General features: G+C 55.6%; 23 protein-coding genes, 2 tRNA genes and 1 riboswitch. Of the genes, 16 read left to right on the top strand and 9 right to left on the bottom strand.

The genetic code is table 11. The features are described from left to right. Positions 1-13: 13 nt before the first annotated feature. The gene (locus tag P0119_09545) at positions 14-850 is read left to right on the top strand and encodes a caspase family protein (protein MDF0666297.1); all 837 of its coding nucleotides are present in this window, start codon (positions 14-16) and stop codon (positions 848-850) included. Positions 851-1,274: 424 nt separating this feature from the next. Beyond that, positions 1,275-1,637 carry a hypothetical protein gene (locus tag P0119_09540; protein MDF0666296.1) on the top strand — a complete coding sequence of 121 codons (363 nt, stop codon included), beginning with the start codon at positions 1,275-1,277 and terminating at the stop codon, positions 1,635-1,637. A 22-nt stretch (positions 1,638-1,659) separates the two neighbouring features. Here P0119_09540 and P0119_09535 read toward each other — a convergent pair whose 3' ends face one another. Continuing rightward, positions 1,660-2,469: a class I SAM-dependent methyltransferase gene (locus tag P0119_09535; protein ID MDF0666295.1), complete on the bottom strand. Its 810-nt coding sequence runs from the start codon at positions 2,467-2,469 to the stop codon at positions 1,660-1,662. A gap of 24 nt (positions 2,470-2,493) precedes the next feature. Continuing rightward, positions 2,494-3,609 carry a DUF1679 domain-containing protein gene (locus P0119_09530; GenBank protein MDF0666294.1) on the bottom strand — a complete coding sequence of 372 codons (1,116 nt, stop codon included), beginning with the start codon at positions 3,607-3,609 and terminating at the stop codon, positions 2,494-2,496. Positions 3,610-3,964: 355 nt separating this feature from the next. Between P0119_09530 and P0119_09525 the strand changes: the two genes are divergently transcribed. From P0119_09525 to P0119_09480, 10 genes are all read left to right on the top strand, one after another. Next, positions 3,965-4,720, top strand: a complete 756-nt coding sequence (locus P0119_09525) for a hypothetical protein (GenBank protein ID MDF0666293.1) — start codon at positions 3,965-3,967, stop codon at positions 4,718-4,720. 204 nt (positions 4,721-4,924) lie between these two features. Then, positions 4,925-6,211 carry a serine--tRNA ligase gene (serS, locus tag P0119_09520; protein MDF0666292.1) on the top strand — a complete coding sequence of 429 codons (1,287 nt, stop codon included), beginning with the start codon at positions 4,925-4,927 and terminating at the stop codon, positions 6,209-6,211. Between the two features lie 66 nt (positions 6,212-6,277). Then, positions 6,278-6,367: transfer RNA gene (locus P0119_09515), tRNA-Ser, on the top strand. Between the two features lie 120 nt (positions 6,368-6,487). Beyond that, complete coding sequence (locus P0119_09510) at positions 6,488-6,724, top strand: HlyU family transcriptional regulator (GenBank protein ID MDF0666291.1); 237 nt, start codon at positions 6,488-6,490, stop codon at positions 6,722-6,724. A 143-nt stretch (positions 6,725-6,867) separates the two neighbouring features. Next, complete coding sequence (locus P0119_09505; protein MDF0666290.1) at positions 6,868-7,176, top strand: hypothetical protein; 309 nt, start codon at positions 6,868-6,870, stop codon at positions 7,174-7,176. 216 nt (positions 7,177-7,392) lie between these two features. Continuing rightward, positions 7,393-7,656 carry a hypothetical protein gene (locus P0119_09500; protein MDF0666289.1) on the top strand — a complete coding sequence of 88 codons (264 nt, stop codon included), beginning with the start codon at positions 7,393-7,395 and terminating at the stop codon, positions 7,654-7,656. Between the two features lie 223 nt (positions 7,657-7,879). Then, on the top strand, positions 7,880-8,434 hold the full coding sequence (locus P0119_09495; GenBank protein MDF0666288.1) for a hypothetical protein: 555 nt from the start codon (positions 7,880-7,882) through the stop codon (positions 8,432-8,434). A gap of 133 nt (positions 8,435-8,567) precedes the next feature. Then, positions 8,568-8,987, top strand: coding sequence for a peptide-methionine (R)-S-oxide reductase MsrB (msrB, locus tag P0119_09490; GenBank protein MDF0666287.1), 420 nt, complete (start codon positions 8,568-8,570; stop codon positions 8,985-8,987). A gap of 252 nt (positions 8,988-9,239) precedes the next feature. Then, positions 9,240-10,436 carry a hypothetical protein gene (locus P0119_09485; GenBank protein ID MDF0666286.1) on the top strand — a complete coding sequence of 399 codons (1,197 nt, stop codon included), beginning with the start codon at positions 9,240-9,242 and terminating at the stop codon, positions 10,434-10,436. Between the two features lie 41 nt (positions 10,437-10,477). Beyond that, positions 10,478-11,389, top strand: coding sequence for an NAD(P)-dependent oxidoreductase (locus P0119_09480; GenBank protein ID MDF0666285.1), 912 nt, complete (start codon positions 10,478-10,480; stop codon positions 11,387-11,389). Between the two features lie 5 nt (positions 11,390-11,394). On the opposite strand, the gene P0119_09475 is transcribed toward P0119_09480, so the two are convergent. Beyond that, entirely contained in the window at positions 11,395-11,967 is a 573-nt protein-coding gene (locus P0119_09475; protein MDF0666284.1) for a DsbA family protein, read from the bottom strand. Positions 11,968-12,042: 75 nt separating this feature from the next. After that, positions 12,043-13,977, bottom strand: coding sequence for an ATP-binding protein (locus P0119_09470; GenBank protein MDF0666283.1), 1,935 nt, complete (start codon positions 13,975-13,977; stop codon positions 12,043-12,045). Positions 13,978-14,269: 292 nt separating this feature from the next. Next, a riboswitch (cyclic di-GMP riboswitch) is annotated at positions 14,270-14,364 on the top strand. An 88-nt stretch (positions 14,365-14,452) separates the two neighbouring features. Between P0119_09470 and P0119_09465 the strand changes: the two genes are divergently transcribed. Together P0119_09465 and P0119_09460 are read left to right on the top strand one after the other, a co-directional pair. Next, positions 14,453-14,806, top strand: a complete 354-nt coding sequence (locus P0119_09465; GenBank protein MDF0666282.1) for a flagellar basal body rod C-terminal domain-containing protein — start codon at positions 14,453-14,455, stop codon at positions 14,804-14,806. Positions 14,807-14,972: 166 nt separating this feature from the next. After that, on the top strand, positions 14,973-17,147 hold the full coding sequence (locus tag P0119_09460; protein MDF0666281.1) for a radical SAM protein: 2,175 nt from the start codon (positions 14,973-14,975) through the stop codon (positions 17,145-17,147). A gap of 238 nt (positions 17,148-17,385) precedes the next feature. Here the strand turns inward: P0119_09460 and P0119_09455 are convergent, their stop codons facing one another. Next, positions 17,386-18,021, bottom strand: a complete 636-nt coding sequence (locus tag P0119_09455) for a peroxiredoxin (GenBank protein MDF0666280.1) — start codon at positions 18,019-18,021, stop codon at positions 17,386-17,388. 545 nt (positions 18,022-18,566) lie between these two features. Here P0119_09455 and P0119_09450 point away from each other — a divergent pair. Beyond that, on the top strand, positions 18,567-20,024 hold the full coding sequence (locus tag P0119_09450) for a patatin-like phospholipase family protein (protein MDF0666279.1): 1,458 nt from the start codon (positions 18,567-18,569) through the stop codon (positions 20,022-20,024). A gap of 143 nt (positions 20,025-20,167) precedes the next feature. Next, positions 20,168-20,533 (top strand): pentapeptide repeat-containing protein, encoded by a 366-nt coding sequence (locus tag P0119_09445; protein ID MDF0666278.1) that lies wholly within the window; start codon positions 20,168-20,170, stop codon positions 20,531-20,533. 25 nt (positions 20,534-20,558) lie between these two features. On the opposite strand, the gene P0119_09440 is transcribed toward P0119_09445, so the two are convergent. The 4 genes from P0119_09440 to P0119_09425 form a co-directional block, all read right to left on the bottom strand. Then, a complete protein-coding gene (locus P0119_09440; protein ID MDF0666277.1) occupies positions 20,559-23,522 on the bottom strand; it encodes a DUF748 domain-containing protein in 2,964 nt (987 codons plus the stop codon). Positions 23,523-23,885: 363 nt separating this feature from the next. Continuing rightward, positions 23,886-23,962: transfer RNA gene (locus P0119_09435), tRNA-Arg, on the bottom strand. A 15-nt stretch (positions 23,963-23,977) separates the two neighbouring features. Beyond that, positions 23,978-25,099, bottom strand: coding sequence for a tyrosine-type recombinase/integrase (locus P0119_09430; protein ID MDF0666276.1), 1,122 nt, complete (start codon positions 25,097-25,099; stop codon positions 23,978-23,980). After that, complete coding sequence (locus P0119_09425) at positions 25,086-25,283, bottom strand: helix-turn-helix domain-containing protein (GenBank protein MDF0666275.1); 198 nt, start codon at positions 25,281-25,283, stop codon at positions 25,086-25,088. The genes P0119_09430 and P0119_09425 overlap by 14 nt, the downstream gene beginning before the upstream one ends. Positions 25,284-25,483 lie beyond the last annotated feature (200 nt).

Here is a 25,483-nt window from a genome sequence, read left to right as displayed (position 1 = left end):
CAGGAGGTGCAACATGACTAACGGAATCTCACTTCATATCGGATTGAACTCGGTTTCTGCAGCCGCCTATGGCGGCTGGAGTGGGAAACTAAACGCCTGTGAGGCGGATGCAAACGACATGGAAGCACTCGCAAAGAACCGAGGCTTCGGAACCACTAAGCTACTAACGAGAGCCGGAACGCGAGACAACGTGCTGCCCGTCATCAAATCTGCTGCAAGCAAACTCGTGTCTGGAGATATCTTTTTCCTCACGTACTCTGGCCACGGCGGCCAACTCCCCGACCTGAATGGCGACGAAGATGACAATCAAGATGAGACCTGGTGCCTTTACGACGGCGAGTTAGTCGATGACGAACTGAATTCGGCCCTATGCGCTTTCAAGTCCGGCGTTCGCGTCCTAGTACTATCCGACAGTTGCCATAGCGGCACTGCAACGAGAGCTATTGAGAGGAAGGCCGACAATACCACGTTTGACGCGGCTGCGCAGGTGCTGCGTAATGCTGACGGTGTCGCCATTCGTATGATGCCGGCGGCGTACCTGCTGGGGGCTTATTACGCACAGAAGAAGGCTTACGACAAGGTCCTAATGAGACCGGCACCTTCAGCACCAAGAGCCTCGGTGCTGCTGATCTCAGGCTGTCAGGACAATCAGACGTCTCTAGATGGCAACTTCAACGGCCTCTTCACTGGAACCCTCAAGAGCGTTTGGGGAGACGGAACATTCGAGGGTTCCTACAGGGCATTGCACAAGGCGATCGTCACGAAGATGCCCGAGAGCCAAAGACCGGCTTTCTTCCAGAGCGGCGCGTCGAACCCGAAGTTCATCGCGCAGACGCCGTTCACGGTCTGACACCGTTTGGGGTGGCGATCGGAAAATGTGGAGTGGGGGCTTGAACCGTGCATCACCCAGAACTCTGAGCACCTGAAATGAGGGTCAGGGCTTGTTCCGTGTCTCACCAAATTATGACACTGCGGGTGTTCGAAGCACATAACCAGATGTACCCCTGCTACCATTTCGCACTGTACAGAAGGAACGGACCGTCATATCACCGACACTAAGCGGGATTGAATGAAAGTCTACGGTGACGGGTAGACGAGCGGATTGCGGGTACTTCCCCTTGTTCCTGACGGTCTTATTCCTCGATTTCCATCCGGATTCGCGCGACTCCTGATGAAGCAAAGGCAAAATGCGAGGCTGCTGTTGATCTCGTTGGCTCGCCCCGCTAGGATGGCCACCTTCGATGTGGCCCAAGCTTTGGAAGACAAGAGCGACGATGGTGATCCTGACCGTGTCTCTTGCCGGCTGTGCGACCGGACGCTATACGTCGCTGGGCGAGGCGGAGAAGGATGAGATCGAGCAGCTCCAGGAGACCGTCTATCGGGTGGAATACCGGGTGAGCGCCTTCACCTCGCAAGAACAGCTTGACCGCTATCTGCGTCGACGCTGCGCGGAGCTGACCCTCCGCGAGGGGTATGACTTTTTTCACCTGGCTCAGCGCGCCGACGTACTTGGCTACTCGCGTCGGACGGCTATGACGGTGACGCTGTACAAAGGTCAAAAGCCCGTCGGGGTTGCGAACCTCTACGACGCCAAGGACGTGTTGGCCGAGGCCTCATTTGCTCTGAAGTCCAACTAAGGAGGTCATCTGGAAGGCAGGCTCACTTCCACCCCACCGCCTCACAGCGGCAGCGGGCATGGAAAGCATCGGGATCTCCACCCCACGTCAGCAGAGCGTTCTGCATGGCAGTGAGCTCCGACTCGGTCGCCCACTGTTCCTCCAGAATCAGCTTACGATGCTGTTCGAGAAAAACACCGCCGAAGTAACGACTGAAGCCTGCGGTCATCTTCGGTGTGCCAAAGACATCGGACGACGCCGAGGCGACTATGTTCTGAAATCCGACTTCGCGCAATAGCCTGCGCTGTTTTCGGCCGAACCGTACATCGCCGCCGTTGTATTCGATCACCCGCATCGTCAACTTCCACAATCGCTCGACATCCTCATGGAATGGATAATACACATCGCCGTCGAAATCCGCATCGCGTAGGCCGATGACCCCTCCCGGCTTGAGAACGCGCCACAGTTCCCGCAAGGCCTTCATCGGCTCGGCGAGATGATACAGAACGGCGTGAGCCAGGACCGCGTCGAAGGTTTCGTCCTCGAACGGAAGTGCATACAGACTGGCATGCTGGAACTCGATGTTCCCGATCCCACGCTGTTGCGCCTCTCGGCGGCCCATGTCGAGCTGGCGGGCTTCAATATCAACTCCAACAACTCGTCCCTGCGGGACCAATGCCGCAAGTGTGACCGTGATTCCGCCCGGCCCACATCCACAATCCAACACATGCATGGCGGGAGTGAGATACGGCACAAAAAACGAGGCCTCGCGAGTCGCGCTTCGCATGGCCAGTCCTCGCAACACCAACGGATCGTAGCCCGCTGAATAGGTTTCGTGTTGCGTCAAGGCCATGTTGCCGATTGAATCAGTGCCATGTCAGGCAAGTTCGTCGAGATAGCTCATAAACTGATGATCCTCCAGCGATGCGCCAAGCCGCTCGCACACTCGCTTCAACAAGTCGGTCCCTCGTTCACTAGAGAAGTCGAGCATGCCAGCGGCAATCACCCATGTCGTCAACGGAGCGCCGAGCCCGACCTGAACGTCACGGCGGAGGTCTCTAGTCGAATACCCTTCCACGCCGTTCGCTTTCAGTGTCTCATGATACAACCCCAGCAGCGACTCCTCCAGAGTCCGACGCTGCTCCACCGACAGTGAACCTGATAGAAAATAGGCAAGGTCGCGCGGGCCGCGAGAGCGCCGTACCACCTGCCAATCAAATACGGTCACGCCTCGTCCCTCGCCTGTGTGGGCAAATGCCAAATTGTCGGCTCGGAAGTCGCCGTGCGTGAGTGTCTGAGGACCAGTTGAGCACTGTTGAGAATATTCCGGAAAAACCAACGCGAATCTTCGTGCGGCTTCACGTAAACCTGGCGTCAGAAATCCAGCGCACCGTTGTTCGAAGCGGGGCAACATCGCCTGGTAAATAGCCGCTCTTGCCTGAGCCTCATCGGTCAGGGCACGCAACCATGAGAGGGAGTTAAGGAGAGGGGCGCCCCAATAGTGAGCATGCAAGAGACCGAGCTGCCTCACAGCAATCTGAGCGTCCGTTGCGGAACAACCAGTGAGATTGTCGCCGAACTCCACCGAATTGAGATCTTCCAGCAACAGCACACTTGCACTCGTGCCTTCGTCATACCGACTCAGGTACGGACGGGGCACGCGTATAGGGAAGGCCGGCTGCAGAGCCACGTCTCGATAAAAACCTGCCTCGATCTCGTAGATTCCCACTCTGCGCAGTTGCTGCCTGACAGCGGGATCCGCTGAGGACAATTTGACAAAGACGGTGGCGGGAGCGCTGCTTTCTGGCGCATCATACGCGACCTGAAGGCGGGCTGTTTGCCCGACAAACCCATTGCCTCCGGCAACCGGCGTCACAGTGATCCCCACCACTGCGGCCCGGTCGAGCACGCCGGCACGCCGCAGCATCGTCGTGAGCCAAGCCGTGGTGATAGACTCCGGCGTCGAAGGAATTGAGAGATCATCTTCCTGCATGAGGCGGAGACTAACACACAGGGACATCCATTTCAAAATGGACCTATCACAGGATGTGCGGCCGAACAGACAAGGGGGCCTTGCACCGGTCCTCGGACGCGGGCAATCTTCCGCTGGTTTGCTTCACGGTATGCACGTCAGGAACTGCAACACATTGCACCGGAAATGCGAGACGGGCAAACCACGGCTCTCGTGCTTACGAACCATCATCACCACGCTACTTCTGTTTCAGGCAGGCTGTGGAGCAACACAGTTGGGGATGTGCGCGCCGCACACAAAAGAAGAAGGTGCGCCTGCTCGGAATTGGGTCGAGTGTTTCGGCGAACCCTTCTCGCATGGAAGGATCACCCATTCGGTGTTCTGTCTGAATGACGGTACCGGCAAGCCTCCGGTGCTTCTGCTCCATGAGTTGACCGGCCTGTCTCCTGGGACACTGGCCTACGCCGAGGAACTCTCGAAGGACTTCACTATATATGCGCCGCTGCTATTCGGCGAGAAAGGCAAGTTTTCCCTTACGAAGGGCTTGTCGGCCTATTGGTTCCGAGGATCAATGGAGTTTTTCCCCGGCGGTGAATGGGGCGTCCCCTCTCAGCGAAGCGCTCCCATCGTAAACTGGCTGCGAGGGGTGGTGCAGAAGCTCGGAGAACGGCATACGCAACAGTCCATCGGCATCATTGGCAACTGTCTGACCGGCTCGATCCCTGTCGCCCTGCTTGATCACCCACGGGTCGCTGCCGTGGTGGTGGCGCAGCCTGCCCTCCCCCTCCGTTTCTGGTGGTACACGGATGCCGACCACAAGTCTCTTGGTATTTCTCCAGAAGATATCGCTCACGCTGAACGCAGCAGGGCCAAGATTTTCGGATTGAGGTTCCAAACTGACTGCATCTCGCATCCCGATAAAATGAACACGTTGCGGAAGCGTTTCCCTGACCGGTTTCGATTCGATGGAGAAATCGAGTATCGGATGAACGGAAAGCCGGCCAAGGCTCACAGCACATTGGTCGGTTCGTGGAGAGAGCAAGGCGAGGCGGGACAGCCTTCGCGAGACGCGCGCGAAAAGGTTCGAGATTTTCTCTTGAAGGAACTCAGTGAGTCTGCGCCGCGCGGATGAACAGCTGCGCGACGGCAAACCACAGGACGATCCCACCAGGCGTCGCGTTCGCGTGGGTTTGATGGGCCATCAGTGGGAAATGCAATAGACGCAAGGATCGAAAGGCTTCGTCCACGTCCGGCTGCCTCGAGTTGTCACCGGTCGTTTCATTGACTCTCCTCGACCCAGGTGCTAGATTCCAACCGCCTTCGTGAAGTGTGACCCTTGTACGATCTGAAATATCTGCGCGAAAACCTCGACCATATCCGCACCTCTCTCGGACGACGCGGGAACGATGTTCCGTGGGCTGATCTCCAAACATTGAGCGAAGAACGGCGAGCGGTTACGACGAAGGTCGAGCAATTGAGGTACGAGCTCAATAAGGGCTCGGAAGAGGTTGCTCGCCTGCGTCGAGCCAAAGAACCGGCTGAAGAAGCCATGGCGGCGATGAAGCGACTGGGTGATCGCATCAAGGACAGCGAGGGAACACTCCGAACAGTCGAGGAGGCGCTGAGTGACCTTGCGCTTCGCATCCCCAATCTCCCACATGCCTCGGTCCCGGTAGGGGCTGATGCATCAGAAAACGTCGAGGTCCGTCGATGGGGTACCATACCGTCTTTTTCAAGCCCTCCCAAACCTCATTGGGAAATCGGAGAGAACCTCGGAATCTTGGATTTCGATCGAGCCGCGAAGATTGCAGGAGCCAGGTTTTCCGTCCTGACCGGGGCAGGTGCTAGGCTGGAACGAGCGCTGATCAACTACATGCTTGATCTACACACAACCCAACATGGATATCGAGAGGTGATTCCTCCTTTCATGGTGAATCGTTCATCGATGACGGGAACCGGTCAGCTTCCCAAGTTCGAAGAAGATCTCTTTCGTATGAAGGACGAAGACTATTTCTTGATCCCGACCGCAGAAGTGCCGGTGACGAACCTGCATCGTGAGGAGATCCTAGGTGGAGACCACTTACCGCTCCGCTACACAGCCTATACTCCTTGCTTCAGACGAGAGGCAGGGTCATATGGAAAGGACACGAGAGGACTCATTCGGCTTCACCAATTCAACAAAGTAGAGCTTGTGTCATTTACGACACCGGATCGTTCGTACGAAGAGCTGGAGCGGCTGACGGGCCATGCCGAATCGATCTTGCAGGGATTGAACCTTCCCTATCGCGTTATCACACTCTGTACCGGTGATATGGGATTTTCTGCGGCGAAGACCTATGACCTTGAGGTGTGGCTGCCGTCTCAGCAACAATACCGGGAGATTTCGTCCTGTAGTAATTTCGAATCTTTTCAAGCCAGGCGAGCGAGCATCAAGTATCGCCCAACCGGGGGAAAGAAAGAGGCAAAGACGGACTTTGTGCACACGCTCAATGGTTCCGGACTGGCCGTCGGGCGAACCTTGGTGGCCATCTTGGAAAATTTCCAGCAGCCTGACGGCTCGGTTGAGATACCTTCGGTGCTGAGGCCGTATATGGGAGGAATGGAACGGATAGAAAAGGGATAGAATTCTAATGTGGTATTATCCTGTCGCGCTCAATCGTAAGCGCTCCAGGTCGAACAAGTTCTGTTTGGAGGGGTGACGGAGCGGCCGAACGTGCCGGTCTTGAAAACCGGAGATGGGGTAACTCATCCGCGAGTTCAAATCTCGCCCCCTCCGCCATATATCAATTGAGTGATTCAGAATCTATAGGACTTTCTCACACAAGACCCTCTAGTGCCACCGCTTGAAAAGAAGGGCGAGCTGCCGACGGGGAAGTCGTTAGATAAGGGCTAACAGCAAATGACCCAGGCGGTGACTTATAAGGGGTTCACCATTCAACCTGCGCCTCGGCAGCTCGTCGATACCGGCCAATGGGAATTGAATGTCTTCATTTCATGGGCGGTTGACGACGAGGAGGACAGTCGGCATTTCGTGAAGACTGGTCGGTATGCGACGGAGGCCGAAGCCACGGCCCAATGCCTTGTCTATGGCCAACTAATCATTGATGGCAAGATTCCCGGCTCCTCGGTGGGATAAAGCAGACGTGTGGGTCGGCGTGGCGCCACCGAAAGGCAAGTGACCACCACACGAATCTTGTCTTGGCCGAACCTCCAAAATCGCTAGAGCTGCGAAAGGTATTTTCGTAAACTTTTCTTTCACACTCACCTATGGAGCACTCTATGGGCAGTGATAAATGTGGCATTGATCCAAATACAATTCAGACCATACGAGAATGTCTCGAAAAACACTTTGTAGACATCAAGTTCAATCAGAATATCAGACCGACGTTTGGCTTTCACCACAGCGTCGAGAAGCAGTCTTGGCACTTGATCTTTAATGAACAGTTTTTAGCCGACCACACGTCTAGCGAAGAGTTGCAGCATTTCGTAGAAAACAAGGTGATCCCGAAGGTCCTCAAGAATCCCGGTAAGCGCATTCAGATTTCGAAGTTGGGAGACATCACCGTCGAAGAGAAAAATCTTTCGTAGCTTTCTGCAGAGGGACAGAGGCCCGCTCACGGCTGTTCATGCATTCGATGCGAGCCACCACCACTTTCCGGTTCTACGATCTTCAGCTATACTTCTTCTGTGAATTCATCTCAACGTGACAACGGCAAGCCCTCCTCTCTCGAAACTGTGCTCCGGCTTCAGGGTCTTTTCCGTCATCGCTTGCATCCGCTTGGCGTCTCTCCTCTCCAAGCAAGTATGTTGCTCTATCTTGACCGGCATCCTCAATGCGAGGTGATGGAGATCGCCGCGGCGCTCTGTCTTCAGAATCTCTCAACGGTCAAGGCCGTCCAGCTTATTCAGAGACAGGGATGGATACGCAAGCCACGGGTCAACTCGAATAGGCAGATCGTCAAGCTGCAGCTCAGTGCAAAAGGCACGGCCCTCGCCCGGAAGATCAAAGCGAATATAGCAGTAACCGACAAACTTTTTGCTCTAACCGACAGCCGCAAAGCCGCCTAAGCATTTCTGGATGTTGCCATCACTCAAGCCTATCTTATAACGCTGTTCATGTAGTACCCCCCTGGGTTAAAGCGTGATAGACAGAAGGAATGGATGTACCTGCAGAGGTCGGTCAGTGACGGCTTCATGTGCGCAGGCTGTCAGTTGACTCTCGCCTCTCCTCCACGTAGGGTTTCTCCGTCTCCGATCGAGCGGCACCTGTTCCCATTAGGGCACCTTCGCCATGGATTGGTTAGTGCTGATCGCCTTGCTTGTTGTACTCGTCATTGGTGGCGTGGGCGCTTTCGCGTGGCATAGATTCGCCGGCAAGATCAGACGCGAGTTTCAAGCCTATCAACCGGCTCTTCGCATCACCAACATGTCGGCGATGAACGCAGGAGAGATGGTCACATTGACACCTGAGGTGGAAAACATGGGCCATGGAGCAGCCCATGATTGCATCGTCCAATTGGCAGGATGGGAGGGGCGGTTTTCGATCCAACTCATTCATCCCAAAGGCCATCGAGATCAACGCCGCTTGGTTCCTATCGTCCTGAGCCAAGATCAGCCGATCCGCGCGAAATTGTTGAGCCGAGGCTATCTTCGATTAGCCTATCGCGACCGCTGGGAACAACGGTATGAATGTTGGTACCCGGTCGTCCAGGTCAAGAACGTCAACACTTCGCTCTATGATATTCAGATCGACCTTGCTCACCCGGAACTGACAGAGCCCCATCCATCGTTTAGAGACATGCGGAGGCTACTTCGCAGAACTCATGCGCATGAGGCCTCATCTTGAGCCCTTGCATTCTGGGTTCCTGAACCGTACCATTTTATTATCAAAGGGCGACCGTGCCTCTTGAGGAGCCCTGTAAGACTTCGCCGGGCCTTCCGACTGAGAGGCATCACACTACCGAGGAAGGAGAATTCCCATGCCGCCTACTATTCAGATCGATTCCATCGTTAAGGTCACGAAAACGGATGACGAATGGAAAAAACAGCTCCCGGCTGCCGCCTATCGTGTCTTGCGGCACGAAGATACGGAGAGAGCGTTCGTCAACCCACTGCATGAGAATCATCAAGCAGGGGTCTATTATTGCGCCGGTTGCGACCTGCCGCTCTTTTCATCCGAGCACAAGTTCGACAGCCGTACCGGTTGGCCAAGCTTCTGGCAACCGATCGATCCACGCGTGATCGAGACCCGAACCGATTTCAAACTCTTCATGCCCAGAACAGAAGTCCATTGTGCGCGATGTGAGGGCCACCAAGGCCACGTGTTTAAGGATGGGCCGAGGCCCACCGGTCTCCGTTACTGCATCAATGGCGTGGCCTTGAGATTTGTGGCCGGCTGATTGTTGCGGGTCGTTACTCTCCCCTCACGACCAAAGGACTCCGGCGTTCCAACACACGTAGACTGCTGCGGTCGAGCACATCTGGCACTCCTCAACTTATTCACGGTACAATCGCGGTCCCAGGACCATTGAGGCAACGTTGCGATGTTCTCACGAGTACTACCCTACACATTTCTCGGACTGGCTCCCTTGCTTCTTTCATGCAGCGAGTCATCCAGTCTGTTCGGGTCAAAATCATCCCCTTGTTCCTTAGTGACCGCTGTAGACGCGGAAGGGGCGCTCGGGGAGCCGGTTCAGGACGGGACGCTGACCGATCCGACAACCTGTATCTTCAAAGCCAAGCGTAATGAGGGAAATTCCGTCACGGTCCAGCTTGATGAATCACCCGGGAAGGAACGGCGGACATGGTTCAATAAAGAGCGTCTGCGCCGTGACAGCCAGCTCATTCCCGGCCTGGGCGACGGAGCGGTGAGAATTGACTCCTCTCCGACTTTGTCTAGACTGACCTTCATGCACAAAGACGCATTCGTGACCGTGATTGTTGCTTCAACCCGACAGAAACAGCTCGGTGAGTCTGTCACTCAGTTGGGAAGGACGGTTGCAGCCCGGTACGGAGCATCCTCAACAGCGACTCTCCCTCCCTCAGCCACAACCGCAGCCTCAGTCTCCAACTCAACCCACATACCCAGCCGCGGAGCCCACACTGAGCCCGTCGCTTCGCCGGCCCCGGTGACGCTGGCGCATACACTCTCCACCCCTTCTGATAGCCAGGCCGGGCCCAAAAGAACTGCATCGTTTGACCCGACAAACCTAGTAGGAACCTGGCACGCGCATGTCACACGGGGTACGACACAGCATGACATGCTCCTCATCATTCAGCCCAATCTGAAGTGGTCGCTCTCATCGATGATGCAGTTTGACGGCATCTTGAACGCTGAAGCAGGCCTGTGGTCACTCGAGCGGGCGAACACGTTTAAGGGCCTTGGATGGAAAGGGACGTACCGCAAGACGATCCCGAATTCGTTCGCCAGCACCGGCAGTGTTCAAGCGACCTGGAAGAGACTCTCAATCGATCAAAACCCAACGCTCATCCCAGCCGAGCTATGGAAACTCAGACGCGAAGCCACCAGCGTGCCGGTCTTCCAACTCAAGACGGTCGATCCTGACCTCGTTGGCCAATGGGAGGGATCAGGCACTTATGCCGGAGGTTCCGCCACCTTCGTGTGGGCCATCAAGCCTTCCGCCGCGACCGACCTGCTGATTGTCGATACGTTCCGCGGGACCGTGCAAACCAAAGAGGGCATTCCCCAGCTCCGACCTGTCCAAAAGCAGCAACAACGCGTCAGCATCATCGCCTTCCATGACCACGGATTTACCACGAGCGATGGGAAGACCAACCTTCGATGGACCAAAGTGCTTCCTGAACCGACAGAGGACCATCAGCTTTAGCCCCATCGTTGGTCGCATGGATCAGGAAAGGATGCTCTCTCATGGCAGACACACAAGCTCGCATCGGCTTCGTCGGAGTCGGTCGAATGGGCGCCAATATGGCCCGCCGATTGAAAGAAGGAGGATACCTCATCGCGGCTGTTCAGGACCGCCATACCGACGTGTCGGAATCCTTGTCACAAGAGCTGAGTTCGGAAGCGGCCAGATCACCGGCACGTGTTGCTGAGATATCGGATATCGTCATTACCGTCGTATCGGATGACGATGCGATGCGTGAGATTTACGCAGAGCAGGACCCGACCGGGCTAATGGCTCATGCGACAAACCGGCTATTCATCAACTGTGCGACTCTCACCCCGGCTCTCCACATCGACCTTGAACAGGCGGTCGAACGGCGTGGTGGTGCGACTCTTGAAGCATGCATGGCGAGCAGCATAACCCAAGCGCGCGAGGGCACCCTGCATCTGATGTGCGGAGGCAAGCAGGACGTGTTCTATCGGGCTCTCCCCCTGCTGGAGACCCTCGGCGCGAAGGTCCGATATGTCGGCCCGGCCGGAGAGGCGGCAAAAGTCAAGGCGCTCGTCAACATGGTGATGAACAGCAACACCGCCGCGTTGGCCGAAGGGTTAGGACTGGGGGCAGCGCTGGGGATCGACCTGACTCTTCTGCGTGAGGTATTCAGCCAGACCGGAGCGGCTTCGAGGGTATTGGAAACAGACGGAGAGGATATGCAGCTACGTACCCACGACTGTTACTTTTCGGCAGCCCATGCCGCGAAAGACTCGGCCATCGCGCTCGACTTGGCCAAACTGGTCGGCCTCTCCCTACCACTCGCACAGGCAACGTTGAATCAATATCGCCGATTGATTGAATTGGGTAAAGGTGACCTGGATAAATCAGCCGTTGCTGAATTGACGTTCCTTGACAGAAATCCTTCTCGGCTCCTGACGTAAATCGGTTACAGAAAGAACTGTCGAACCTGCTCCTCGGATACACAACCGACGAGCAGATCGCCGTCTGGAGACACGAGGAGGGGAACTCCATTTTGACCTGTCGCATGCCAAGCAGTTTCCCACTTCTGTGCGATGACTTGGTTCTGCCCATCACTGTCTTCAGCAAAATCTTCTCCCGCCAACTGCTTCAAAATCAGCGGATCAGAAATGTCTCGCCCATCGCACCAGAAAGCACGGTAGGTTTGCCGAACAAAGTCCATCCCCTTCCGTAGATCCTCTCGTAGGAGCCCAACCGCCTGTTCGATCGCCGGCAGAGTATTCGGTTTCCCAGGCGGCAACGCGATCGGCAATCCCGGTGCCAACCGCTGCACCATCGCGACCTCGTGCCGCAACTCGGCCCCCAAGGAGCCGCTCCAGGGCTTCATAGGGCGAGGCAACTGCGGTGCGTGTTGTACTCCACGCCACTCACACCGGTCGATCAAACTCAAGTCGTGCAGCCGTTCGTGCAGCGCGTAACAGAAGGGACAGTTGAAGTCGCCATAGAGAAGAAATCGATCGGAAGCGGAACCGGTATTCATGCGCCCACTGTACCGAAGTAGCTCGGCAGAGTCCACCGCTATCGAACAGGCGGGGTATTGGGGTGCTCTCTGGAATCAACAATCGGCGTGCCGTAACAACTCCTGGAGATTTGCGCGGAGCGCCGACAATGTCAACGGCTTGGTCATAACTTTATCCATCCCGGCCTGACGACACTTCTGGGCATCCTCGTCGGATGCATGACCGGTAAGGGCCATGATAGGCAGGTGGTTCAACGTCCCTTCCTCGCGACGACGAACTTCCCTGGCGGCTTCATAACCATCCATCTCGGGCATCTCACAGTCCATCAATACGACGTCATAGGCCGTTCGGGTGATGGCCTCCACCGCTTCGCAGCCTGTACGGGCAACTTCGACCTGACAGCCAAGCTTTTGTAGAAACTTACAGGCGACAACTTGATTGATTTCATTATCGTCCGCGACCAGGACACGCAGCGGCTCCAGCGGTTCGCCCGCACCGCGTTGACCCGCGCCCAGGGAAGATACTGCGGGATCTCGATGAATGGCCGGAAGGAGGTTGGTGGTATAGACGAACGTACTGCCATGACCGAACCAGCTGTCGACAGTGATGGTCCCTCCCATCAACTCGACGAGTTGACGACAGATCATGAGACCAAGGCCTGTTCCCCCAAATCGTCTCGCGGTCGATAGATCAGCTTGTACATAGGCCTTAAACAGCTGGGCTTGTTGCTCTGGGGTCAACCCGATGCCCGTATCTTGTACGCTCCACTGCAGAAACACGGTCCCCGAGCTCTCCTGCCGTTTCGTCCTCAGCGACACCGCAATGGTGACCCCTCCATGCTTTGTGAACTTGATCGCATTCCCGACGAGATTGAAGAGGATCTGTCTCAGCCGGATCGGATCGCCTCGAAGCTCTTCCGGAACATCGGCATCAATCTTCACCGAAATAGTAAGACCTTTTTGGGCAGCCAACCCCTCCGCCAATGTCGTGACGTCGCGGATCAGCGCGCGCAGATTGACATCGGCCACCTCCAGAGTCATCTTGCCGGCTTCGATCTTTGAAAAGTCGAGAATGTCGTTCACCAGCGCCAACAATGCCTCTCCGGAGCGATGCATCGTCTCGATCAGCTCCCGCTGCTGATCGGTGAGCGAGGAGTCCTTGAGGAGTTGCGTGCATCCCAGCACCCCGTTCATCGGGGTCCGAAGCTCATGGCTCATCGTGGCGAGAAAGATTCCCTTCGCTCGGGCTGACTCTTCGGCTGCCTCTTTCGCACGGCGCAAGACCACATCCGAGGTGATATCAAGTCCATACGCACGGACCAACGCTAGCTCTTTCAAAGGGAAAAACGACCAGGCAATAACTCGATCCGCCACGGCATGTTCCACCCGCAACAGCGCGGAATTGTTCACGAGGCACTCCTGCAGCATTGTTGATAGAGTTGGCGGGAACATCACTTCGATACCGGCTTCAAGAAGTCCACATTCTCCCATCAAGTTCAGCATACCGGTGTTGGCATAGAGCATGACACCCATCGAGTCAAATTCCACGATAGGATTCGGCGCATCCTCGGCCAACCGTGCAGCGCGATCGACATCCCGCTGAATCTCCATCGCGTCGGTCACGTCGCGTACAACCACCAGGCCACCCACGTGTACGCTTTGCTGCATTCTCGGCCAGAACGACAGTGACAACTCGAACCGGCTCCCATCCTCTCGATTCCAAAACTGGGAAGGGATCACGACATGCTCGCCGGTATTCACCATCCGAGTGAACGGGCACTGAGCTACCTCACTCTCGCCTGGCGTCAGGCATCCAATAAGGTCGTGAAACCCCAGTCCGATCACGTCTCGCATTCTGCCGACAAGTTGTTTGGCGACAGGATTGAGAAATAGGATTCGACCTTCTTGGTCCGTAATAAAGATCGCTTCTGTCGAAGTCTCGAGAATGAGGGAGACATCCTCTCGGGTCGACAGCCAAGCCAGCGAACCACTGGAAGGATACTCGGGAATGGGTGCGGCAGGAACCGTCATCCGTTGACCTGCATCACTATTGCTCCACCGACACAATGCACTCGGTCCATCAGCCCTACCTTATCGGTACCTAGGTGTGTTTTCTGAATTGCTGAACTTGGCAAGGTCATGCCGCAGGCGACCAAACGCGGCCACCACTCGTGGTCATATGCGAACCATCCACTGTACCGTAAAGGCTCGATTCTGCCGGTTCGTGGCGGTCGTCCGCAGTTGCCGCAGATCGATCTCTCCTACACTTGAACCACATCAGATGCTCAAGTCATAGGTCAAACGGCCGATACAGTTTTCGACAGGGTGAAAAAGGCAAACCACCCGAGAGGGTGGGACGCAAAGCCAAGGGACCTTAACAGGGACGGAACATGTTCCAGGGTCAGCCTAGCTGCCACACAACCGATGACCTGACCGATCGAGGTTTCCCTCCCGCTCCCCTGGTGCTTTCCGCTACATTCCAGCCTCACCAGAATGGAGGTGCCGCATGATTTCCGCCATCCATACAGCTCTCTCGGCCCTGACTGCCTTCGGCAAGCAGATTGAGGTCGTGGCCCACAATGTTGCCAACGTCAATACCGACGGCTTCAAAAAATCCAGAACAGAGTTCGTCGAAATCCCAAGCGGTGGGGTCCTCCCTGTTGTTGAGAAAGACGACTCATCCGGTCCAAGCGTTCTTCGTGACACAGGCGGCAATCAAACCATGGTTGAGCTCTCGAATGTGGATCTGGGCGAGGAAGTGGTGCAGAAAATCGTGGCTCAACGCAGCTTTCAAGCGAATCTCCAGACCTTGCAAACAGGAGATACCTTACTCGGCAGCATCCTGGATACAAAGAAATAGCTAACTACGGCCATTCCTCACACGCCACCCAGTCGCATCCCCGAAAACGCCGGCTACATTTGGAATTGGCCGATGTCAATTGTCGTGTACCGCCTCTGCAGATCGGTCGGCTTTTCACCTTTCTGAGACGTAGCATTCCCGTCGATCCGTATGTTATGCCGAAACCATGGCTTGCCCCCGTATTTTGTTGGTGATTCCTCCCTTGACTCAACTGAATACCCCCTACCCATCCACCGCCTATCTAACTGGGTTTCTTCAGTCTCGTGGAATTGAGGCAGCGCAAGCCGACTTGGGCATCGAGATGGCGTTGCGCCTATTCAGCCCCGAGGGGATCCGAACTGTCTTTCGACAACTTCGCGGCCGGGAGGGTTCCCTCCCCAAGGAAGCCCTCGGCATGATGAGGAACGAACAGACCTACGTGAAAATGATCGGACCGGTCATCGCCTTCTTACAGAGCAAAACTCCTGAAATCGCCGCTCGCTTGATTCGACCAGGAGTGTTGCCCCAGGGCCCGCGATTCCGGGGGCGCCGGAAATTCGCACGTTCTGTATCAGTGCCTGATAGAGCCAAACAATGGGCGACATTCTTCCTCGAAGATCTCGCCGATTTGGTGCAAGCCACCATTACACCGCACTTCGCCTTGAGCCGATACGCAGAACATATCGGGCGCAGCGCCTCATCGTTTGACCAAATCGTGACCGCCTTGGATGAGCCACCGAGTCTGACTGATGAATGGCTCCTGGATGCATTCTGGGAACACGTCAACCGCGTCAACCCATCGCTGGTTGGTCTCTCCATACCGTTTCCAGGTAATCTCTATGGAGCGTTCCTCATTGCTAAGGCGATCAAAAAGTATCGTTCTGATCTGCCTGTGGCCATCGGCGGCGGCTATGTGAACACGGAATTGCGCCGGGTTACCGACCCTCGTGTGTTTGATTATGTCGACTTCATGACGTTCGACGACGGTGAACGGCCCCTCCTCTCCTTAATTGAACATATTTCCGGCTCGCGCCCCCGCAGATCTTTGTGCCGCACGATGTATCGCCATCGCGATCGCGTCGTCTATGCCGATGACCCCTTGTCACGTGACTTCACGATGAACGACATCGGTTGTCCAACCTACCGCGGGCTGTCACTGGATCGTTACCTGACCATTCTCGACAGTACCAATCCAATGCATCGCCTCTGGTCTGAGGGGCATTGGAATAAACTGACCGTGGCACACGGCTGCTATTGGAAACAATGTACGTTCTGCGATATAGGGCTCACCTATATTGGTCGCTACGAGATGACTCCGACCGAGCGGCTCATCCAGCAAATCGAACAACTCGTCGCAGAGACGGGCCGGAGAGGGTTTCACTTCGTTGATGAGGCAGCACCACCATCAGCATTGAAGTCACTGGCCCTTGCCCTCTTGGAGCGACGGATCGATATCACCTGGTGGGGGAACATCCGTTTTGAGACTGCTTTTTCGCGGGACCTTTGCCGCCTTCTCTCCGCCTCCGGTTGTATCGCGGTGACGGCGGGTCTTGAGGCAGCCTCAGACCGGCTCCTGGATAGTATGAAGAAAGGCATTACCGTCGATCAGACCGCGCTGGTCGCCGCCGGGTTCAAAGAAGCCGGCATCCTGATCCATGCCTACCTCATGTATGGTTGTCCATCGGAAACGATTCAGGAAACCATCGACTCACTTGAACGAGTCCGTCAGCTTGTCTCGGCAGATCTCCTTCAATCGGCCTTTTGGCATCGTTTTACCGTCACCGCTCACAGCCCGGTGGGGCTGGATCCCACTGCTCATAGTGTACGGGTTCTCGGGCCGGAATTTCGAGGCTTCGCGGAGAATGACCTCTTGCATCACGATGATAAAGGGGAAGCGCCGACCTGGCTCGGTGAAGGGCTGCGACGATCGCTCCTGAATTACCTTGAACGACGGGGACTCGATCTCGATGTTCGTCAGTGGTTCGATGACGAGGTCCCGCGCCCTCATGTACCTCACACATGGCTGAGACGAGTGCTCACCAAGCGGCCGATCGATGATCATTCAGACTTAGAACGGCGTGTGGTCTGGGTGGGTGGAGCGGTGGCTTGTAAGCAGATCGGAAAGAAGGCAACCGTCACTATCACCGGTTCCAGACAGGATCACAGCATCTCTCTGCGGGAACCAGAAGCCCGGTGGTTGGAGCGAGTGATCAGAGATGCCACCCCGCAACAGGCATTTCAGACCTATCCCCATATGCGGGAGGCCGGTAACTCGTTTCCTGGGATGCTGTCGGACTTCAACATCTTCCTGCGCAGCCCTTCGTGGAAAAAGGTCCGCGACGCGGGCCTCGTGCTTGTATAACGCTCCGGTACTTCTACCCACCCACCGACAGCCAAACGCAGACTCTACTGTATCCGTGTGGCGAGGAGGGGGATGTCATCGAAAGCCAGCGATGATCTTTTCCTGCCCGATACGTTTGAGTGAACAATATCGCTAGCAGGTCAACCAGCGAGATCGGGAGAGGGTATGTTCTGGTAGGCGAACGGGGCAGAAGGCGCTTCAGCACCTTCTGCCGGTCCAGCTGGAAACAATTCGACGTTTACCGATTCGGCTGCGGAGTATAGCGCAAATAGGGCTTCACGGTCTTGAATCCCTTGGGGAAGAGATCCTTCGCTTCGGCATCACTCACCGCCGGAGTGATGATGCAATCTTCGCCGTCCTTCCAATTCACCGGGGTAGCGACCTTGTACTTCGATGTCAGTTGGAGTGAATCGATCACCCTCACCAGCTCATCGAAGTTCCGGCCGCAGGAGGCGGGATACGTCAAGGTGAGCTTGACCTTCTTGTCAGGACCGATAATAAAGACCGAGCGCACCGTCATATTGTCGATGGCGTTGGGATGGATCATATCGTACAGCGTGGCGACCTTCTTGTCCGGATCGGCGATGATGGGATAATTCACCGTCGTTCTTTGAGTTTCGTTGATGTCGTTGATCCAACCCTTGTGCGAATCCATGGGATCAACGCTGACCGCCATGACCTTCACCCCCCGCTTCTTGAACTCGGGCGAAATCTTAGCCATCGTCCCCAGCTCAGTCGTACAAACCGGGGTATAGTCCTTGGGATGTGAAAAGAGAACGCCCCAACTGTTACCCAGCCACTCGTGAAAATTGACCGTCCCTTCGGTCGTTTCTGCAGTAAAGTTCGGGGCATCGTCGCCCAATCGTATAGCCATGGGATACCTCCTTGTCTCGCGATCACCTACGACAAAATTCTACTGTCTGCCTACAATACTGCGTCCAAATGAACAAGTTCAAGAGGTCGCCTGTGAAGCCCTAGGGCTTTCAGCCGTGGCTCCCTCGTAGGCGGGTGAATCTGATCGTCAGCGCGGGGTTGTCGACCTGCCCGGATGAACCTGACCTGCGTCGTCGGCCTCGGCCAGATCCGACTCCAACTGTCCCGCAGTCAGGAGGACGCCACAAAGCTCCGCAGAAACACTATTGACAAAGCCACCCGGCTCATAAGATAAGGCTCACGCCGGGAGCAGACTTTCGTCACATCCGGAGGACATAACAAGGAAACCCATAAGATGGGAGCCAATACTCTCCAAATGCTCACCAATCGTGCGGGACAGACGGGTGCCTTTGGCCAAGGCAGCGGCGAGATACAGTGGACCAATGTGACCTACAGAGGAATTGCGTACAAATACCCTCCCGCGCACTGAGTGAGCCTCATGTAGCATTCGAAAAAGCTCGGGGGATCGTACGGTAGGTACCTCATATGGCAACTCAACCCAGTTATCGTGCCGGGCTGTGGCTCCTGTGTAGCCTGTTGAGCGTGACGCTCGGCTGTGAGTATGTGCGTCCAACCATGAATGCGCCGCTTGCCCGATGGGATGTCAACTACGGCTATCGTTCGACCAACCTGCCTCCCTCCAAGACCGGCAGCTCGGACAGCTTGTTTATCATCGCCTCGTTTTCCGGTGGTGGCACAAGGGCCTCGGCACTCTCCTATGGCGTGCTTCGGGAATTGGCTCGGACACCGATCCGATGGGAAGGCAGAACCGAACGACTGGTCGATGAACTGAACGTCATTACGGCTCTCTCGGGCGGGAGCTTCACGGCAGCCTATTATGCGCTCTATGGCGATCGTATTTTCCACGACTTCGAATCCCGCTTTCTCCGAAAGAACTGGGAGCACGAGCTGCGTGCGAGGATTTTTCGCTCGCCCCATAACTGGCTTCGCCTGTGGTCGCCCTACTTCGGTCGCGCACACATCTTTTCTGAACTGTTGGATGAGGCCCTCTTCGACGGCCACACCTTCGGTGACCTGGTTTCACGCCATCAGCGGCCGATCGTCTTTCTCCATGCGTCCGACATGGCCACGCTCTCGCGGTTTGAGTTCAACCAGCGACAGTTCGATCTGATCTGCTCCGACCTGAACCAACTACCGCTTTCCGTGGCGACGGCGTCCTCGAGCGCCCTACCCATGATCCTCAGCCCGATCTCGATGAAGAACTACGCCGGGCAATGCGGTTTTGAGCCCCCGGCCCGCTTTACGGAAGTGCGAAAGACCACGTGGGGCCGCCGGCGGGCAACCGAACTCAGGTCGTACCTGGATGCAGATAAGCGTCCCTATGTCCATCTATTGGATGGCGGACTGTCCGACAATGTCGGCATGCGTAGTGTGCTGGAAACGACGGCACTGGTCGGAGACCTTGAGTCCTACTTCCAACTGCTCGGCGTCAAGCACATCAAAAAGCTCGTCTATCTGATGGTCAGCGCCGAGACTGCCCCGAATGTGAACCAGTATACGTTGAACGAAATTCCGGATCTCTGGCGGGTGGGCAGCGCTCTGGTCGATATTCCGATCAATCGCTATTCCACCGACACATTCGAACTCATGAGCCAGGCCGTGACGCAATGGCGGGCGCAATTACACCGCCGCCCGCCAACCGCTTCGAGCGTGTTCGCGCATGATGCCGACATCTATTTCATCAATGTCAGCCTGATGGAATTGGAGGATGTTGAGGAGCATGCCCGGCTCATGAGCATTCCCACCAACCTCGCATTGACCGATGACCAGCTCGATCATCTCCTGTCGGCGGCGTCCAAGCTCCTCAGAGATGACAAGGAATTTCAGCGACTCCTCCGCGACCTCGAAGCGGAAGCGGCAGCCGCTCCGTTGCCGCGGCGGGCACTGGACCACGCGACCGGTGAGAACCGGCGGTCTTTTTAGCCATCCCATAAGCGATCCGTATTTGAAGTTCCTCGCCTTTCCAAGTTGACAACTGAGATTAGGATTTCCATTCCTGCTTAACTCAAGCTTCTCGCCTCTTCTGCCGATAGGAGGTTCAGCAACCCATTTCAACGGAGCCGAACATGGCCGGCGCGGACAGATCGCATACAAAACTGCATATCTCAAAGGAGCCGATGTACCTCATGCTGCGTGAAGGCTGCGTCAAGGAGTTCAACGCCAAGAAAGCCTCCGGAGAACAATGTGATCTTCGGGGAAGCGATCTGCGCGGTCTTGACCTTCGCGGCTTGGATGCCGACGGGCTGGATTTCAGCGACTGCTATTTTCGGCAGTCCGATCTCCGAGGCCTCGACTTGAGCAAGGCCAACTTGGATGGAGCCAGTATCAATGCCTGCAAAATTTCCGGCGCTCTCTTCCCCAAGGAACTGAACGCCTCTGAGATTGAGCTGTCTCTTCTCCACGGGACGCGGATGCGGTACAGCGCGAAGTAACCGGGTTTGGAACCACGATAGACCCTCAGGGCATCTCATCAGAGATTGACGCTGGTCGATCCTGCGACCCGGCAGAGAGCGACAACTGAGTCCGCACCTTCTCATGACCGGACTCAGCAACGCCCGGATCGAGAACAGCGACTCGTTCCTCTGTGAGCTTTCCCCCTTCCAGAATATGGTGACGGATCGCCTCAGCGCGTTGGTGGGCCAGCGTCTCCAATTCACTCGGGGAAATTTGAATGGCCGACGCGAGTTGTTGCTTCATTTCCGCCACCGTCGGCTGCGCGGATGTGGCTGATGGATCAGGCATGGGGAGTTTCGCAAACAGTTTCTCCACAAGCCGTTGCTCCTCTTTCGGCGACAGCGCTTCTTGATCGGGCTTCTTCCCGCCGTTCATTACAAAAAGCTGATCTTGAAGTTTCATCGTTTGAAGCACGGCCACATCCAGAGTCGAATCGGTCGTTCCCTTGATATCGAGCCGGAGCCCCGGTCGCTCATCCAACGCCTTCGCGAGTGCGTCGAGCTTTGTCAGTTCACTGTCCGCCAGCGAGGCGTTTCCCGGTGGGAATTCGATCACTTGAAGATCTTCCTCGCTACCGCCGGGCACGAGCTTACCCATTAACGCAAGCGGCGAAGCGACGACCTTGCCAAGCAGATTGAGCAACGTCGAAATGACCGCTTTCCCATATTTGAAATCCGGATCGTTGAGATCGCCGCGAATCGGCATATCGATTTCGATGAGGCCCTTCCGATCTTTGAGGAGCGCCACAATCAACGGAACTGGTAGCGACGTGGCGTCCGTGCTATTCGTCGTCTCACCGAACGTCAGTTGATCGACCTGCACAAGATTTTCCGCTTCCAACACTTTTTGCGATACCTTGTACTTCAAATCGAGCGACAATTTTCCCTTCGACAATCCATAGCCCACATACTTACCGATGTACGGCCCGGCCTGCGTTAAATCCACCCCGTCAAGGGACACTTTGAGATCGGTGAAGGCATCTTCGCTCAGTGGGTTGATCTTTCCGACTATCTTTAAGGGAGCCGCTCTTCCAACTTTGCCTCTCAGGTTGACGTCGGCTTTCTGCAGGTGCTTCGACGACAGTCCTTTGATGGTTCCGCCGAACTCCGTGAGGCTGGTTCTCACCTGTGGTTCCACAGACATATCCTGAAACGTTGCGGCCAATTTGCCTACCTTGACCTGGTCGATGGTAACCGGCGCAGGATCGCCTGTCTTAGCTTGCGTTTTCTCCCCCTCAGATTCTTTTTGACCCGCCGCCTGATCGCCAGGCGGAGGTGTGACAACGAGACGCGAGAGATTAAGTCGGCCTTCGGAATCCACCACCATGTGGAGGGACGGCTCTTGCCAGACAATTTCTCCAAGCTTCACCGCCGTCGGCTCCACATCCAGCGCGATGCGGTTCAGGCTCAACGCCTTCCAGGTGAGAACATTGTCGAGGTCTGTACGATCCGCGATCGCCAGTTGATTCACCCCCAGATTTCCTTGAAATCGCATCAACGGTTCGTTCGCATGTTCCTTGGAGAAATGCATCGATCCGGCGAGATCGACCGCCCCCTTCTGCACATCGGCATTCAGGAACCGATCCAGATAGGGTTGGAAGGGGCGGATTTCGATATGTTTCAGATTCAGCTCTGTATCCGCAGCCGGAGGTGCAAGTCCGACCTTCCCCTTCACAGCGATGGAGCCGGTCTCATTCAGCTTCAACGACAGGTCGATGGGGAACGACTTTTTGAACGGGATCTGAATACCCTTTACGGTGACATTCATCGCATCGACGTCCACATGTCCAGGACGTGCAAGGGTTCGGTCTTCAAAGACGGCTCCATAGTTTCGCAACGCGACCTCAGCCACCGTGATCGACCAAGGCTTGCCGGGCTTGGCTCGCTCGCTCTTTGCGGCTACGGCCTTTTCCGCTGTGCCACCTTCTTCACCGACAGGCGTGAACAGCGGTTGGAAATTGACGATCCCGCCTGGATCCATCCAGGCCTCGAACCGCGCATCGGCTGAATGCACCTTAGCGATATCGAGGGTCTGCTTTTGCAAATCCAGCTGAATCCCCTCCACATCAAATGCCGGCACGCTGACAACCGGATCAATCCCATCCCGTTCCACGATAGCGAGATTCTGAATCGACACCGTTCCATCCTTAACCGTTGCCTGAGGAGCCTGACCGCGGAGGTCAAAGTGATACGAGGCGGATAAGCCCAGTACGCCCTGCGGAACATCGAACTGAAACTGATCGCGTACAGCTTGATACAACGTCCGCAGCCTGATTCCAGATAAACTCAACTTGCCGTCGGACTCTACCGGCTCCAGCGAGAAGGTCCCCTCCCAGGCCACTTTTCCGTCCTTTCCAATTTCGGCCTTGAAGGCATAGGCATTCTCGCTACCTTGGCTTGGAACGGTACTGAAGTCACGCAGTACGATCTGAAAGGGGACAATATCGATCAGGACCGGCCTTGGTTTGGAATCATCGCGGTAATCCAGGATGCCTTGAGTGATCTCCAGCAGCTCGATCTCCACCGGCATTATTCTTTTTGGTTCCCCCGATGGTGGAGCCGGTGGTTGTGTAGTTTCATCCTGCGGTGGAACCAACGACATCAGATTCATCTTCCCCTCAGGGCTCACCCTGGGCGCCAGGAACGGCATGACAAGACGGATTTCGTCGAACGCGACTTTTTGAAAGAACAGCGTGGTCGCGCGCAGATTCACAAACAGTTCCTCAAAACCCAGCATCGCCGTTTGGTTCTGCTCCCGCACTTCCAGACCGGTCAGTCGAATGGAGAGCGCAAAAGGATTGAAGGCGGCCTCGCGAAGAACGACAGGGTGATTGATCTGATCCGAGACCTTGGGAACGACGTAGGATTTAATCAGATAGGGAAGTAGAACAAATCCAACAAGCGAGTAGAAAGCACTCAGTCCCACCAACGTCCCTACCAGGACTCGCGGTCGGAGGATTCGGCGCATCAAATATCAGACCCTTCGAAGACACAAGGAAAATTAAGTCGTGATCAAACTATAGGGGACACGAACGTAAAATGTCTACTGGAAGATCCAGACCGAGGCATGGAATTTACTAAGGAATATGACCTTCTGATGGCAACAGCCAAGGCAGTGTTCGGGAAATTGCCTTAGCACGATAAGGAGCACGTGGTACGAGCGAAGTCGGAAACTCAGATCACTGGAGGAATTTATCCCGTCGCCACAATAGAAGAATAGGCTCCGGGTCGAGCAAGGGGAGAGAGCAGACGACACTGTAGGTGTTTATCCGCCAGCAACAATGAAGAGACGCTCCGCCTGGTGAGCCGGCGGTACACACGAAGTGCGGTTTGGTGCGCCCGGCTGGAATCGAACCAGCGACCCTCAGCTTAGAAGGCTGATGCTCTATCCGACTGAGCTACGGGCGCATGCAAATATTTCAACTACTTGGAAGAATGACCCTCAACGGCCATGTCGCTTGGTGTTATTAGGGTGTTAACGTCAAGGTACTTTTGCACCTTCACAGCAGCATCCGTCAAGTCTTTCTCTTCGATTGAATTGTATCGCTTCCACATCTTCTCAGACTTGTGACCAACAATCTTCATCGCGGTTGCTGTATCCACACCGGCGCGTCGTAGGTTTGTCGATGCACAATGACGGAGATCATGGAATCTAAAGTCAGTTATTCCGGCATCTCTCAACGCGGTCCTGAAGGATCGGCTGATACGTTGAAGCGGTCGGCCCTTGTAGGTGAACACGTGGTTGTTGGTCAGACTGCGAATTTTGGCCAAGCGTTGGAGGGTTGACCGAACGTCTGCGGTCATGGGAATACGCCTCCCGGTTTTGGTCTTGGTGTCTTGGCTTCGAAGGCTGATGAATCCCCGACGGAGATCAACACGGTCCCACGTCAGAGACACAATCTCCCCGAACCGTTGGCCGAGTTGATAGGCCGTCAGGAGAACCGGGCGGAGGTGTGGCTTCGCGGCCTGATGTAACCGACCCCATTCTTCTTCCGTGAGCACCCGATCCCGTTCGTTCTGGGGGTTGGGTATCTCGACTCTGGACGCGGGGTTGGCCTGGAGCAGTCCCCGCTTGATCGCCATGTTCAGGCAGTGTTTCAACGCAATGTGATCATGGTTGATTGTCTGTGTACTCGCCTTAATTCCGTTGGGTTTCGTGCGTTGATTGCGGAAGGCTTCTACATCCTGAGGCTTGATCTCGGACAGGATCTTCTGACCGAAGAACGGGATGAGGTGAGTGTCGATACTGTAGGCTCGTCCCACGAAGGAACGAAGTCCTCGGACGGTTTCCAGCTCCAAGTAAGCCTTCGCCCATTCTTTGAAGAGGATCGGCTTGGCTTGTTCGGTCTTCTCGTGGCCGAGGAGGAGTCGTGTCCTGATGGTGGCTTCCATCTCCTTGGCAACAGTCTTATTGAGACACCCCACCTTCCAGCGTTTCCAACGGGCACCACGTACACCACTCGCGAGGACCAATGATTTTCCGTCCACACTTTCGATCACCGGAAACTCTACATAGTAACTATCGCGCCGCTTAGTGAGTCCCATGGCTGTCTCTCCGTGGTGTGATCGTATGCTGATCGATCCAGGCATCCAGCTGAGTTTTCTTAAATTTCACCAGCCGTCCGATTTTGACGTACCCCAGTTTCCTCGCGGAGACCCATCCGTACAGGGTCAATTTGGATATGCCTAAATACTTCGCGGCTTCATCCATTGTCAAAAGGTTATTCATGGCGCTTCAGCAGCCCTTTTCTTCATGCACAACACATTTGGTGGATCGAACCAACCGACATACCTACACAGCTCTTGCGAGTGGCACTTATGAGAGGGTTCAGAATTTATGACCATACCGAAAAGGTAGGGGTGGCCGTGGGTCGGATACGCCCGAATCCCGGGGCAATCATCTGGATTCGCAGCAAGGCGGAGTGTCGC

The sequence above is a fragment of the Nitrospira sp. genome (assembly GCA_029194665.1).
Taxonomy (GTDB): Bacteria; Nitrospirota; Nitrospiria; order Nitrospirales; family Nitrospiraceae; genus Nitrospira_D.
Note: the sequence above shows the minus strand (reverse complement) of the source record. Positions and strands in the feature narration are given on the sequence as shown.